Origin of the sequence: Streptomyces sp. NBC_00631 (assembly GCF_045206895.1) — a bacterium.
Taxonomy (GTDB): domain Bacteria; phylum Actinomycetota; class Actinomycetes; order Streptomycetales; family Streptomycetaceae; genus Streptomyces.
This window is the reverse complement of record NZ_CP107734.1, coordinates 5,674,692-5,687,984: the sequence shown is the minus strand read 5'-3', so window position 1 is coordinate 5,687,984 and position 13,293 is coordinate 5,674,692. Positions and strand designations below refer to the sequence as shown.

Annotated in this window: 13 protein-coding genes and 1 pseudogene; 4 read left to right on the top strand and 10 right to left on the bottom strand. The window is 67.5% G+C overall.

Features of this window, described 5'->3' with window-relative positions; all coding sequences use genetic code 11:
* Positions 1–63: 63 nt before the first annotated feature.
* Positions 64–393 (bottom strand): hypothetical protein, encoded by a 330-nt coding sequence (locus OHB00_RS26120; protein ID WP_406438037.1) that lies wholly within the window; start codon positions 391–393, stop codon positions 64–66.
* 155 nt (positions 394–548) lie between these two features.
* A complete protein-coding gene (locus OHB00_RS26115; protein WP_406438035.1) occupies positions 549–1,400 on the bottom strand; it encodes an alpha/beta fold hydrolase in 852 nt (283 codons plus the stop codon).
* A 174-nt stretch (positions 1,401–1,574) separates the two neighbouring features.
* Here OHB00_RS26115 and OHB00_RS26110 point away from each other — a divergent pair, with 174 nt between their 5' ends.
* Together OHB00_RS26110 and OHB00_RS26105 are read left to right on the top strand one after the other, a co-directional pair.
* Complete coding sequence (locus OHB00_RS26110; RefSeq protein ID WP_406438034.1) at positions 1,575–2,186, top strand: TetR/AcrR family transcriptional regulator; 612 nt, start codon at positions 1,575–1,577, stop codon at positions 2,184–2,186.
* A gap of 133 nt (positions 2,187–2,319) precedes the next feature.
* On the top strand, positions 2,320–2,535 hold the full coding sequence (locus OHB00_RS26105; RefSeq protein WP_406438033.1) for a hypothetical protein: 216 nt from the start codon (positions 2,320–2,322) through the stop codon (positions 2,533–2,535).
* A 350-nt stretch (positions 2,536–2,885) separates the two neighbouring features.
* Here OHB00_RS26105 and OHB00_RS26100 read toward each other — a convergent pair whose 3' ends face one another.
* Complete coding sequence (locus OHB00_RS26100; RefSeq protein WP_406438031.1) at positions 2,886–3,923, bottom strand: hypothetical protein; 1,038 nt, start codon at positions 3,921–3,923, stop codon at positions 2,886–2,888.
* Between the two features lie 266 nt (positions 3,924–4,189).
* On the bottom strand, positions 4,190–5,008 hold the full coding sequence (locus OHB00_RS26095) for an SDR family NAD(P)-dependent oxidoreductase (protein ID WP_406438029.1): 819 nt from the start codon (positions 5,006–5,008) through the stop codon (positions 4,190–4,192).
* 406 nt (positions 5,009–5,414) lie between these two features.
* Here OHB00_RS26095 and OHB00_RS26090 point away from each other — a divergent pair, with 406 nt between their 5' ends.
* Complete coding sequence (locus OHB00_RS26090) at positions 5,415–6,284, top strand: hypothetical protein (protein WP_406438027.1); 870 nt, start codon at positions 5,415–5,417, stop codon at positions 6,282–6,284.
* Positions 6,285–6,410: 126 nt separating this feature from the next.
* Here OHB00_RS26090 and OHB00_RS26085 read toward each other — a convergent pair whose 3' ends face one another.
* Positions 6,411–6,833, bottom strand: a complete 423-nt coding sequence (locus tag OHB00_RS26085; protein ID WP_406438025.1) for a hypothetical protein — start codon at positions 6,831–6,833, stop codon at positions 6,411–6,413.
* A 91-nt stretch (positions 6,834–6,924) separates the two neighbouring features.
* Complete coding sequence (locus OHB00_RS26080) at positions 6,925–7,377, bottom strand: hypothetical protein (RefSeq protein ID WP_406438023.1); 453 nt, start codon at positions 7,375–7,377, stop codon at positions 6,925–6,927.
* A 167-nt stretch (positions 7,378–7,544) separates the two neighbouring features.
* Here OHB00_RS26080 and OHB00_RS26075 point away from each other — a divergent pair.
* Positions 7,545–8,006: pseudogene (locus OHB00_RS26075) on the top strand (TniQ family protein); the annotation flags it as partial.
* A 500-nt stretch (positions 8,007–8,506) separates the two neighbouring features.
* Here the strand turns inward: OHB00_RS26075 and OHB00_RS26070 are convergent.
* The 4 genes from OHB00_RS26070 to OHB00_RS26055 all read right to left on the bottom strand — a co-directional run bounded on the left by OHB00_RS26070 (position 8,507) and on the right by OHB00_RS26055 (position 12,620).
* A complete protein-coding gene (locus tag OHB00_RS26070; RefSeq protein WP_406438022.1) occupies positions 8,507–9,424 on the bottom strand; it encodes an enoyl-CoA hydratase-related protein in 918 nt (305 codons plus the stop codon).
* A gap of 199 nt (positions 9,425–9,623) precedes the next feature.
* Complete coding sequence (locus tag OHB00_RS26065) at positions 9,624–11,123, bottom strand: MFS transporter (RefSeq protein WP_406438021.1); 1,500 nt, start codon at positions 11,121–11,123, stop codon at positions 9,624–9,626.
* Between the two features lie 98 nt (positions 11,124–11,221).
* Positions 11,222–12,235 carry an NAD(P)/FAD-dependent oxidoreductase gene (locus tag OHB00_RS26060; protein ID WP_406438019.1) on the bottom strand — a complete coding sequence of 338 codons (1,014 nt, stop codon included), beginning with the start codon at positions 12,233–12,235 and terminating at the stop codon, positions 11,222–11,224.
* A gap of 196 nt (positions 12,236–12,431) precedes the next feature.
* Positions 12,432–12,620 (bottom strand): hypothetical protein, encoded by a 189-nt coding sequence (locus OHB00_RS26055; RefSeq protein WP_406438018.1) that lies wholly within the window; start codon positions 12,618–12,620, stop codon positions 12,432–12,434.
* Positions 12,621–13,293: the final 673 nt, after the last annotated feature.

Sequence of the window (13,293 nt, the reverse complement as noted above, 5' to 3'; positions counted from 1 at the left end):
CCAAACTCAACTGCCGCCGAGGGCCCGCTGGTTACGTCCTGCTGGCAGCGGCCTGCGACGTCGTCACCGACGTGCGGCAAAGCGGCCGTCGGGTCGTTTGTGCAGCCAGCCGCGGTCGGCGAGCTTGGTCATCTTCGCGCGCAGGGGCTCCAGCTTGCCGCGCACCGAGGTGTCCAGCCCCAGCCGTTCGCCGACTGCCCCGACCTGCACCGGTCCGTCGGCCTCCCGCACCAGCACCAGGATCTTGCGGTAGTCCTCGGGCAGCGCGGCCTCGTCAGGATTCTCGCCGCGGTGCGGGATCAGCAGCACCGCCCGCCCCGCCACCCGGGGCGGGGCTACGGCCGCGACCCGGTCCTGCTGGGCCAGCCGGTTCAGGACCCGCTCGGCGATCACCAGTTCCTCCCGCTCGGCCTGGGCCTCGTGGGAGCGGCCAGGCGGTCGGCGCAGCAGAACCCGACAACGGCTTCGACCGACAGGTCAGACGACGCGAGTATCCCGACCGCCCCTCACACCAGACCCGTGACCTGCAACTTCACGAGGCACGGGTCTCAATCGGCGAGGAAGTTGGTCACCTGGGTGACGAACTCCTTGGCGTACTGGAAGAGGAAGGCGTGGCCTGCGCCGGCGTAGAGGACGAGGGTGGCGTTCTGCAGGTGCTGGACTGCGACATAGGAGGCCAGGGCGGGGATCATCACGTCGTCCACTCCGTTGGCGTACAGCACGGGCTGCGTGATGGCTTCCAGGCCGGCCTGCACCTGCTCCCACGGGGTCGACCCGCTCTTGGCTAGGGCGGTGAGCTGGCCCGCGGCCGCCTCTTCGGATACATAGGGGCGCCCGTTGGGGAACCGGGTGGAGACGTGGGCGATGTGCCGCCGTCCGGCGGCGGTAGCCGCCTCGGTCTCCGGGTAGAGCAGGTAGATCATGTCGTCCGCGTCAGCCTTCGGCTTGGTCGCGATGCCGAGGACCTTCTCGGTCAGCTCCGGCACGCCGGGCACCTGGCCGCCGGGGGTGCTGCTCGCGACGATGAGCTTGCGCACCAGGTCGGGACGCTTGAGGGCGACGTGCTGGGCGACGATGCCGCCCAGGGACCAGCCGAGCAGGTCGGCCTGGGCGAGGCCGAGGGCCTCGATGAACTCGATGGCACCATCAGCGAAGCCCTCGATGGAGTCACTCGGGGTGCCGTCGGTGTAGCCGGTGCCGACGTTGTCGAACAGGATCACGTCGTGGTCGGCGGCCAGGAGGTCCAGGAACTCCGGGTCCCACCAGTCGAGGGTGCCGCGGAAGCGGTTCAGCAGGACCAGCGGGGTGCCCCCCTGTGGGCCCAGTCGCCGGTAGGTGAACGTCGCGGAGGAGCTCTCCACGGTCAGATCGTCGGCCTTGTCTGCCAGAAACGTGCTCATGACCTGGTTCTCTTTCCTGTTTGGCGCACTTGCCGGTGGAGGTGAAGGGGGTGTCGTCCGCTCGCGGCGACGATCGCGCATCCTCGGCCCACCAACTAAGTAAGACGATCGGTTTACTTAAGGGGACCGTAGCATGCGCGTCGGGCTATGTAAAACGATCGGTATCCTTAAGCCATGACCGAACCCATCCCCGTACGGCGGCGCCGCGGTCGCGGCGCCCGCGAGCGGATCCTCAAAGCGGCGACCGAGCTGTTCACCGCCCAGGGGATCAACGCGACCGGAATGGACCAGCTGTCGACCGTGGCCGACGTCTCCAAGCGCACCCTGTACACGCACTTCCCCAGCAAGGATGAGCTCGTCCAGGCGTACTTGCAGGCGCTGGAGGACAGCGACCTCCCGCCCCTTGGGCCTCCCGACGGGCCGGCGCTGGACCCGCGAGCGCAGCTCCTCGCCGTCTTCGACTGGGAGCCGCCGGAGCCGACCGCTCCGCTGCGAGGCTGCCCGTTCCTGAACGCCAGCGTCGAGGTGCCCGACCCCGACCACCCCGTGCACCAGCTGGCCGCGGCGCACAAGAGGGAATTCGCCCGCCGCCTTGCGGTCATCGCACGACAGGCCGGAATCGCTGCCCCGGAAACCCTCGGCGAGCAGCTCGCCCTGCTCTACGACGGCGGGGCCGCCCGCGCCACCGCGCTCAACAGCGGTCAGACCGCTGCTTGTGCCCGATCCATCGCGGAGCTCCTGATCGATACCGCCCTTGCCGCCGCTCACCCGGCATCCCGCCGATGAGGCCGACAGTCTGGGCTCGGCCACGTGCGTGGCACGGCCAGCTCAGGTAGAAGCTGCGAACGGCCAGACCCGGAGCCGTCGCCGACCCGGGATTCGTCGGACGGGACGACACCGCCCGGATACCGGCCCGGCGGTGATCACCGGCTACAAGGCGGCACGGAACAGGCCCCTGACGCGTGGTCAGAGGCTGTCCGACAAGGCGCTGGCGGCCGTGAGGGCCCCGGTCGAGCACGGCTTCGCGCACCTCGAGAACTGGCGCGTGCTCGGCAAGGTCCGCACTGACCCGGCGTGGGCGACTGCCCTGGTCAGGCCCCTGCTAGTCCTCACGAACCGCGAAATCTCCCGGTGACCGACGATCTTCACCGAAGTCATCCGCCCACGACCAGCATGAGTACCCCGAACCCCACGCACCCGTGACCAGAAACGTCACGATGCACACTGCTCAGTGAGGTCCACAGTGGCTCGTCGCGCCGGACCTCCAGCAGGGCGCGCCACTGGTCGTGTGCTTCCGGGTCCGGGACGGTGGCTTTCTTGCCGGAGCGACAGCCCGGCATCGCACGGTGCCGCAGGACGTCCGGATCGTCGAGGCGTATCTGCTGGCGGAACTCAGGAGGCGGGACGTATCGGCCCGCCTCCGTACCTGTCCCGTCTGTTCGACCGTGTCGTCGGCCGCCTGGCCGGCACAGTGTGTGGTCGCCGCTACGCGCTCGCCTGCTCGCTGCTGGTCGGGCGGGAAGCGGGGCTGTGGGTGAGGATGCTGCGGAGTTCGGCGGTCTGCTTGTCGATGGCCTGGGGGCCGTTGCCGGTGAGCAGCCGCACGGACGGCTCGTAGGCCGTTTGCGGGGCGGACATGTTGAGGGAGGACGCGACGGTGAAGCCGGCTTCCTTGATGGCCACGTCGACGAAGTAGGGGAGCCGGGTCTTGCTGCCGGGGACGTGCGGGTAGAGAAAACTCAGCGCGAACAGCTCGCCCATCTTGGGGACGGTCGCGATGGCGGCGGCGAGGAACGGGTTGTCCTTCACGGAGTAGGCGGCGCCCTGCGCGTCGATGCGCTGCCGGGTGGAGGTCACCGCGATGGGCGCGTGGCAGATCAACGAGATGGTGACGCCGTTCTCCCGGGCCACGTGGAGGGTTTCGCCGAGCCACGGGTTGTCGCGGAAGTCGACCATGGGAGCGTGACCGCCGGGGGTGTGGATGAAGTCGAAGTCGGCGAAGGTGAACGCATCGGACGCATCGCGGTGGCGCTGGACGAGTTCCTGCAGTGAGTGGAAGGTGGCCTCGGGCAGCTTGTCGAGGCGGCGGATCAGTTCGGGGCGGTACTCGGCGAGCTCCGTTTCGCTGTTGGGCAGTAGCTCGGAGACTGGGATCCGGCCGATGTGCCGCTCCAGCAGCCGCACTTCCTGCTCGCGGCGGGCGACCAGCTCCGGGTGGCGCGCCCGGAAGCCGTTGACGTCGAACGAGCGGCGGCGCTGCTGCCTGCGCAGGGGGATGGTCTTGGCGCCGATCTTCTCGATGTAGTGCATGCCCAGGGCCATGCCGTTGATGTCGAGTTGCGGGGCGTTGCCGTCGGGGGTGGCGAAGGTGAACTCGTAGTCGTTCTCGAACTCCTTGAGCATCTGAGCCATCTCGACCAGGAAGAACCCGGTCGAGATCGACTTGACCTCGACCGGCTTGGCCAGCGGCAGCTGGCGGCCGGACGAGATGATGATCAGTGCGCGACGCTTGGTAGTGGGCATGGCGGGGGCTCCTTCAGCGAGCCTCGGTGGTGTGGGACGGGTGAGCCCGTCCGGCCCACTCCTGATTGCATTGCTGTTGGTTGTGCGGGGACGAATTGCCTGGGCCGCCGGCCGAGAGGCGTCCGAAGGTGCTTCGCTGGAGAAGGACCTGCCGCCTTCCGGTGAGGGGGCCTGGGCGGGTGTGCCGCCCAGGCTCTCTCAGGCGCCGGCGGTACGGATGCACGCCGTGGAGTGGGCGCGTGTCTGGCCCGAGGGCCGGAAGTTCTTTACTTGCCTTCCGCGGCCTTGGACACGTGCGCCCACTCGGCCCAGGTCTCCAGGCGCTGCTCGTACACTGCGGGTACCCACTGCGTGGGCTGCTCACCGAAGAGCACGCGCAGCGGCGGCTCCTCGGCGTCGACAAGCTGGAGGATCGCTCCGCCGACACCCTCGGGGCCGGGCATCTGGGCGGTGGCGCTCATCTCGGTCAGCGACGCGTGCAGGGGGTCGTAGGCGTCCTGGCGGTGCGCGGTGAAGACCGACGAGTTCTTGAAGTCGGTGGCGAAGCCGCCGGGCTCGATCACCGTGACCTTGATCCCGAAGGGCGCGACTTCCTGGGAGAGTGCCTCGCTCAAGCCTTCCAGCGCCCACTTGGAGGCGCTGTAGCCGCCCGCGCCGCCCATGGTGGTCAGCCCCATGACCGAGGAGATCTGGACAATGTGGCCGCTGCCCTGCGCACGCAGGACGGGCACTACCGCCTGCGTGACGTGGAAGACACCGAACACATTGGTCTCCAGCTCATCGCGCAGTTCCTGCTCGCCCAGCTCCTCCACGGCGCCGACCAGCGCGTAACCGGCGTTGTTGACCACCACGTCCAGCCGACCGAACCGCTCCTTGGCCGCCGCGACCGCCTCGAACACCTGCGCACGGTCGGTGACATCCAGACGCAGCGGCAGCACCGCGTCACCAAACCGCTCGACCAGGTCGGCCAGCGCCTTGGCGTCCCGGGCGGTGGCCGCGACCTGGTCGCCGCGCTCCAGGGCCGCGAGGGCGAACTCGCGGCCGAAGCCGCGCGACGAACCGGTGATGAACCAGACCTTGCTCATGGCGTAAACCTCCTGTGGGGATGGACAGCCACCCATAAGCGGGATAGCCATCCCGATTAACTATACGGGATGAACGTCCCGCTTTCGAGTCGGCTGCGGAGGCGGTGACGGCAGCAGCCCTCAGCCCCACGCTCAGCGGCCTTGCACTGCTGTCACCTGCAAACAGACTCTCGACTCAGGGCCTGGATCTCCTGCGGGAAGCTCGCCCCCGTGGGCTCCCCAACGGCGTCCACAGGCGGCGGGCGGCATCCGGGTCGCCGGCCGCGACCGTGCGGCCCACGCGGGTCGGGGCGCCCTTCGACTCGCCGCGACCGGCAGGACATGGCTCGGGCCCGGAAGGCCCTGCGTCGCCGCATACAGGGCCGGCAGTGCGCCGTCCTTGTCGTCCTGGGCGAGGAACTGCGCGGTGCAGACGAAGGGCTACAACCCGATCGTCGCCGGCCTGCGGGACCGCGATCCGGTCGCCCGCAAGGCACAGGAGGACAAGCACTCCGAGGACTTCCTAGGAAATACCTGGCTCCGGCTCGCCTGGAGACGCGAGAAGGACCTTGGGCTGTTCACGTACGAAGGCACGCTGGTCACGACCTCACATGCTGCTGCGTTCCACCTTGGAGTTGAGGCAGACAAACTCCTTCAGGAGGATAACGGCGCATACATGTTCGGCATTATGCGCCAAATAGGCCGCTGCTTCGGAGCACTCGGCGCCTGTATGGATACCCAAGGAGGTGCGACGTTCGTACGCCACCTCTCCGGGGCACATTTGAGGTCTGCGGATGTACGGGCTTCAACGTACTACGCGCAGGCTTTTAACGGAGCAGCCACACAGGCGATCAACGGCACCTTGACCGACTTCCAGGTCAGGATGAACTTCATCGACAAGATGATCGCCAATGGCGCCGATATACGCAACCTTGAGTACTCGGTTTTCAAGATTCGCTACGTCACCCTATATCAGGTGCTGCTGAGCCTCAAACTTCTTAAGAGTGACGCGCGCTATCCACTGTCGCCTTCGTCCAACGCGATGCTAAAAATAATCCTGGACACTGATGCCGTGCGTGTCGTCACGGATGGTGCGGCGAGAGGATTCCGGAACACCTTGATGCACTACAACTTGCTGAAGGGAGCCGACACCACGAAGGTAGACCTGACGCAGCCAGTCTTTGGTCTAGTACCGCAGTACTTTCCTGGATACGATTTCGAAGAACTGAGCAACTTGGTCGATATCTGCATTCACGAAACCGCCGGCACCCTGAATAGCTGGGCAAACGGTACGTGACGGCACCATACTGACTAAAGGAGTTGGTCGGCCAAGAACCCTGCGAGATATTCAGAACGGGCCAGCAGGTCAGTACGGGAACAGAGGGAGCGGTGCCATGCTCCCGAGGAGCACCGGCACCCGAGATCACCCACCGATCCGCCGTGCGGCTGCCCCGGCGACCTCCTCGGGGCTGTATCTGCGCAGCAGCCCGTTCAACGAGCATTCCAACTGTGCGCGGCGCGCGGATCGGTCACGTGCGAGCGCTTCCGCGATCGCCTCCCCCAGGTACTCCTCCGGGGTCTCCCCCTCGGCGGCGGCACCCGCCCGGATCCGCTCATGGGTCTCCTCACTCATGGGAATGCTCATCAAGTACTTGCCGTCCGGCCCCGGAAAGAGACTGCAGAGCACGTCGATCGGAAGCGCGTCCTCCAGCCGTTTCCAGATCTTCCGCATTGCCCGCCTTTCGTTCTTGGCCGACACGAGGACCACGAGCCGTCTGCGGTCGTCGGCGGATGCCAGCGGGAAGTCGCTTTCCTGTTGAGCGACCCTTATCTCAAGGGTGTCCACGGCGCGGGTCAGGGTGATCTCGATGGCATGCCAGGTCACTGCTTGTCCTCCTACGGCTGTGAGTTGACAGCGAGAACTGCGGCGTGGTTGGTCACTTCAGCGAGATCTCTCCGTCCGGCAGCCATCCCTCCCAGTAGCCGTCCATGAAGTCGAGCAGCTCAGCGGGATCAACCACCGCGCCGGCTGACCGCAACTCGGCCGTTGTCCACCAACAGGCTTCCGGTGAGAGTGCGAAGCGGACGGATGGCGGCCAGTTTCCCGCCGCGGGGCGGACTACGAGGATGTACTGGACCCCTCGTGGTAGGTCCTCGCGGGAGAGCCGGCCGATGATCGGCGAGATGCGCATTGCCGGGAGATGAGCAACCTTTCGCAGATGGCGAGTTGCCGCCCGGCGGCTGGTCTCACCGGAGCGCATGGGGACTGTCGGCAGGGTCCAGCAGATGTCCTCGTCGGGCCCGTACGGGATCAGCAGGAGCATGCGCTTCGGGGAGTCGATGACGACGGGGCGTACCACGTCGTAGGCATCCAGGTGGGGGTCGTTCATGCTCCAACGCTTCCATGATGCTATTCGAATAACACAGTGGAGGCGTCCTGACGGGTGACATGCCGCCGGCCGGCAGTGAGTAAACGACGACGTGCTTCGGTCACCCACACTGGTGGTCCGCCATCAAGCCACGGTTCGACAGAGCGCACCTGTCACAGGATTCGCGCGTGAGCACCGTGAAGAAGACCGCGCAGAAGCGTCGCCCGCCGCGCCGCACGCTGACTGGACCAGTGGTTCAACCGGTCCCCGGGGAGTCACTGACCAGCTGGATCGGCACACTCGCCCATCAACAGGATTTCGAGATGAAGCCGCTCCTGCGGGAGCTTCACCTCGACAGAGTCGGCGGACTTTCCGGGGCAGAAATGCGGTTGTCCGATCCCGTGGTTCGGCGGATGGAAAAACTGACCGGGATCGACGCCGAGCGCCTGCACGCGACGACCCTGGCGCGCTACGCCGGTAACGCGCTCCCGCATCTGCCGATGTTCTCATCTGATCATGTGGCGGTTCAGCAGTGGCACAAGGGTGCGTGGTTCCACCGGTCACAGGCACGCTGGTGCACCAAGTGCCTACGCGGCAACGACAGCCGCTGGCTCCTGCGCTGGAAACTTCCCTGGTCGTTCGCGTGCGTTGACCACGCCGTGTACATGGTGACCGAGTGCCAGGCCTGCTGGGATCCTGTCCATTTCCGGCACGACACCCCACCTGAGCGAACCTGCGACAACATGACCGACGAGGGCGAGTGGAGTACTTACGACCTTAGAGAACCATGCGGCTTCTCGCTGAAAATGTGTCAGCCGGTGCCGGTGAGTGACGACTCTGTTGTGGCCTTGCAGGCGCGTGTCAACGCATGGCTCGATGGGACTCCCACGCATGAGGACAGGCAGCTCGTGGCCCTGGCGGCCGTGCTGATCCCGCTCCTGTCACCGTCGATGGTGCGGCACGGTGACCCGCTCCTGCGCTATGCGGTGCGCTCCCCGAGGGGCACCTCGCAAGAGCTGAGGAAACGCAGAAGGCCGTGGACCGACTCACTTCGGGTGGCGGCCGCCGTGTATGCCGCGGATTCGTTTCTACGCCACAGGTTTTCCGCCGACCAGCTCGCAGACTGGATCGTCGACCTACGGCTCCTGGATCACCGGCGCAGGCCATGGCACATGGACGTCACGGAGTTGGCGTACGGGCCTTCGCTCCGGCCCAATCCCTTCGTCGAGCCGCTGGTGCACCGCGGGCTGATCACTCTCGGCGGCTGGCTCTGATCGGACCAGCGCCGCAGCTCCGGCGAACGGTTGTCAGTACAGCGGCCGGACGTCGTCGTACGCCCCGCTGCCGACCGGTGGTGGCGGCGCGGGCGCACCGGGTTCCGGCCTGGGCACGTAACCTCGGCGGTAAGCATCCACCGCATCGCGTTGCCCCAGCCGACGGCCTTCGGGAAGCGAAGGGTGCCCCCGCCAAAGGGGAAGATGCCACGGCTGATCTCCAGTTGAGCGAAGGTCGCTGACTCCGCGGCGACGGCGATGTCGGCGGCCAGCATCAGTTCGATGACCAGGGTCGGACAGGAGCCGTTGACCGCGGTATTCATCGGCTTGGACAGCCGAACGCCCGGGGGCTGGCAGTAGTCGAGGATCTGGCGGTGGACCGTGTGGGTGGCGCTGTCACGCAGGGTGCAGCCCTGGCCGCGTCGTACGGTCCCGCCCTGGTCGAGCGCGGCCCGCTCGACTTCGTCCAGGTCGGCGGCACGGAGGAAGTCGGCGACCTTGCCTGACATGTCGAGGGTGACCGGCAGCTCCGGGGCTGGGGTGCTCGGGTCGGCGACCGTGTACTGGGGCAGGAGGTCAGCGACGGCGGTGCGGATAGCGCCGCGGCTGACGTCGTGGTCGCGGGCGAGGGTGGCGATGGACCGGCCTTCCAGGTACGCGGTGTGCACGGCGTCGGTCTTGTCGGCCGCGCTGGCGGGGCGGCGCCCGCCCTTGTTGCCCTTGGCCTCGACGGCCCGCAGTCCGTCATAGGTCAGCTCGCGCTGGAGGTCGCCGGCGGCGAGGGTCTGCACCATGAACTTCACCGTGGACAGCAGTTCTCCGGAGCGCGGGCGGCGGGCGGTGAGGTCGATCGCGGAGAAGGGCCCGTCGTGGATGCGCAGGGCGAGACGGTCGCGGTGGAAGCATGGAGATGCCCTGCTTTCCTGCGCTGTTTCGTGTCCTGAGAACGACAGTCATCGCAGCTAGCGGGGCATCTCTTGGGCGGATCCAGGCTCAGTGAGCCATCACGGGCTCACCCTCGGACGGCTCCAGAGCCCGATTCGGGATCAGGAACGCGGCGATCACCGCACCGACCACGAAGAACCCGGAGCCCCACGCCAGGGTGGCCGTGTAGCCCTCGACCCCGGCCTGCGCCGCGGCCAGCGCGCTGGGCTTGTGCGAAGTCAGGTAGTCGGTCGCGGCCGACGAGGCAACGGTGGTCAGCAGGGCCGTACTGATCGAGCCGCCCACCTGCTGACCGGTGTTGATCAGCGCCGAGGCGACACCCGAGTCCTCGTGGTGCAGGCCTGAGGTCGCCCCCTGGAACGCGGTGGTCATCACCGCGCCGATGCCGAGACCCATCAGGATCATGCCGGGCATGATGTGGGCGGCGTAGGTGCTGTCCAACTCGATCTGGGTCAGCATGGCCATACCGACTGCGGCGACCAGGAAGCCGGCGGTGATCACGATCTTCGGGCCGACCCTGGGCAGCACCAGCACAGGCATGGTGGTCGACGAGGCGACGACGGCCGCGACCATCGGCAGGTACACCAGACCGGTCTTGATCGGCGAGTAGCCGAGGCTGGCCGCGAAGTAGTAGGTCAGGAACAGGAAGATCGAGAACATCCCCATGCCGATGACGAACACCGCCATGAACGAACCACCGCGGGTCCGGTCCAGCACGACGCGCAGCGGCAGCAGCGGATGCGCGACCCTGGTCTCCAGCCAGACGAACACCGCGAGCAGCACCGCGCCGGTGATCATGGAGCCGAGGGCGACCGGGTCGGTCCAGCTGGTGGACTCGACGTGCGCGAACCCGTAGACGACGGCGAACAGCGCGGCACTCACCACGAGGATGCCAGGAATGTCGAGTTTGGGCTTCTTGGTGATCGCGGGCTTGGCCAGCAGCAGCAAGGCACCGATCAGGGCGGGGACCGCGAAGACGACGTTCACGTACATCACCCAGCGCCACGACGCCCATTCGGTGAGCATGCCGCCGACCAGCAGCCCGACCGCGCCGCCCGCCCCGCCCAAGGCACTGAAGATACCGAAGGCCTTCGCCCTTTCGGACGGTTCGGTGAAGGTCACGCTGAGCAGGGAGAGTGCCGCGGGCGCGAGCAGTGCGGCGAAGAGACCCTGGGCCACACGTGCCGCGACGAGGATCTCGAAGCTGCCGGCCGAGCCGCCGACGACGGACGCGGCCCCGAAACCTGCCAGGCCGATCACGAAGAGGGTACGTCGGCCCAACAGGTCACCCAGTCGGCCGCCGAGCAGCAGCAGGCTGCCGAACGCCAGGGCGTACCCCGTGATGACCCACTGCCGGCTGCCGTCACTGAAGCCGAGGGCTTGCTGCGCCTCGGGCAGCGCGATGTTCACGACGGTCGCGTCGAGCATGACCATGAGCTGTGCCATGCCTATGACGACCAGCACCCACCAGCGCACGGCATGTGAGCCGCGAAGGCCCGCGTCTTTCTTTCCGGGGGCGGGCGCCCCGCGGTCGATGGTGGTACTCATTTTCTTCCCTTGCTTGGTGGGCATGACTGAACGCCGTCTGGAATCTGATTGGCTTCCTCGCCGGTGAAGGTGAGGGTGGTGGGTGGTGGATGGGGATTTCAGCCCTGGAGGACCGCGTCGGTGTCCGCGATGGCCAGCTTCTTGTTGATGTCGATGCCGGCCAGTGCGCCGGCCGCTGCGGAGGCCCCGACCTGGGCGACCGGATCGGTGACGTTGCCGGCCACCCACACGCCCGGCACCTCGGTGGCGCCGTCCGGGCCGGAGGCGAAAGCGCGGCCCACATTCGGCAGGTCCCGCACCGGCAGGCCCAGACCTTCCAGGCCCTGGGTTCGGGCCTGCATCTGCGGGACGACCGCGAGGACGCGGCGGGCCACGACCTGGCCGTCGGCCAGGCGCACCCCGGCGAGGGCACCGTCCTCGTCGTCGACGATCTCGGTGACCGGGGTGTCGATGACGCGGATGCCGCGGGCGGCGAAGCGGGCGCGGGTGTCCTCGTCCAGGTCGGTGCCGTGGGTGAAGTAGGTCAGGTCCTCAGTCAGCTGGCGGAACAACAACGCGGGGCCGATGGAGGCGGGGCCGGTGGCGAGGATGCCGATGGGCTCGTCGCGCACCTCCCAGCCGTGGCAGTACGGGCAGTGCACGACACTGTGTCCCCAGTGCTCGGCGAGCCCGGGCACCTCCGGCAGCACATCCTTCAGGCCGGTGGCCACCAGGACGCGGCGGGCGGTGATGCTGCGGCCGTCGGCCAGGGTGACGGTGAACCGAAGGTCCCCGTCCGCAGACGGGGCGGCAGGCTCGGCGGAGACCACCTTGCCGAACACGACGCGTCCGCCGTACTGGCGCACCTGCTCCCGGCCCCGCCGAAGGATCTCGGAGGGCGGGGTGCCGTCCAGGGCGATGAGGCCGTGCACGGCGTCCGCAGGTGCGTTGCGCGGGGAGCCGCTGTCGATCACGACGACCGAGCGGCGGGAGCGGGCGAGGATCAGTGCACCGTTCAGGCCCGCGGCGCCCCCGCCGATCACCACCGCGTCGACGGTCCCCTCGGCAAGTGCGTCGCTCGCATACGCAGGAGTCGTCACAGCTGTCGCCTCCTGCTTTTCCTTGTCAGTCATGGTTCGCTCAACCCTTCGAGTTCCGGGTGGTTTGCAGGGGGGGCAGCTGTTCGGGAAGCCCAGGAAATGGCGGGCGACCGTCTTGGGCTGTTGTGGAGGGCTGCGCAGAGGAGTTCAAAGGCATGGGTTGCCCTCGATCGCGCCAAGCGTGCACGCAGCCTGTCCGGTGAGCTCAGGACCGTTGTGTACTGAACAGTCAGAAACGTAGACGGTTCTGTACTGAGTTGTCAACTGCGGCAGGTCGACCCTCGCTCACTACGACGATGCCCGGAATGTCAAGTTTGGACTTCCGGGCGATCACGGGCTTGGCCAGCAGCAAGGCACCGACCAGGGCGGCGCCGTGAAGGCGGCGGTTACGTACATCACCCACCGCCACGACGCCCATTCGGTGAGCGTGCCGCCGGGCAGCAGCCCGGAAGGCTCGATGGTTCCGGGCCCGTAGATGCCGGCGAAGTCCTCGCGAGGCGAACAGCAGAAGACCGCAGTGCCACGCTCTGATCGAGACTCAGTGCGTTGCGGGAAAGGGGGTTCCTGTTCGACGAGCGGGGGCTTCTTCGTGTGCGGGGCGTGATCGCGACGGGGTAGGGGCAGGCAGGGGCGGCTTGTTGTGGATCGAGGAGGATGCGATGCCGTCGGTGCTGGGGTTGATGGAACGGCGTGAGGCGCGGGCGCGGCAGGAGTTGGACTCCTGGACGGAGGTCCTGGAGCAGGCTCAGGCGGAGGTACACGCCGCGCGGGAGCGGGTCGAGCCGGCCCGGGTGGGGCATGAGGAGCCCGTGTCAGTGCTGGCCGGGGAGAACATGGTGAGTTCGCCGGTTTCCGTGCCGTCCGGTGGTGACGCGGTTACCGCTGTGGGGTCGAGTGGCTCCGGCGCGGGGCATGGCGAGAGGCCGCCGGTGTGGCGGTCGGGCGGCCGAACGGGCGGTTCCTGACGGCTGCGGCGTGAGAGGCCCAGCCGAACGGCCGATGTCAGCCGGGAACACCTCGGCAAACAGTTCACACGACGGTCGGCGATACGCCGATGCCGCGGGCTCACAGAGCAGATGCGCCACCGTTCG